Genomic DNA, 251 nt, shown 5'->3' with positions numbered 1-251 from the left:
CCATCAATTAACCTTCCGGCACCGGGCAGGCGTCACACCGTATACGTCCACTTTCGTGTTTGCACAGTGCTGTGTTTTTAATAAACAGTTGCAGCCAGCTGGTATCTTCGACTGATTTCAGCTCCGTGAGCAAGTCACTTCACCTACCATCAGCGTGCCTTCTCCCGAAGTTACGGCACCATTTTGCCTAGTTCCTTCACCCGAGTTCTCTCAAGCGCCTTGGTATTCTCTACCTGACCACCTGTGTCGGT

The 251-nt window shown here is 51.4% G+C and carries 1 rRNA gene; it reads right to left on the bottom strand.

The features are described from left to right. Positions 1-251, bottom strand: a 23S ribosomal RNA gene (locus ACSIPU_RS31350); the annotation flags it as partial.

The sequence above is a fragment of the Klebsiella sp. HN106 genome (genome assembly GCF_051209435.1).
Lineage (GTDB): Bacteria > Pseudomonadota > Gammaproteobacteria > Enterobacterales > Enterobacteriaceae > Klebsiella > Klebsiella oxytoca.
Note: the sequence above shows the minus strand (reverse complement) of the source record. Positions and strands in the feature narration are given on the sequence as shown.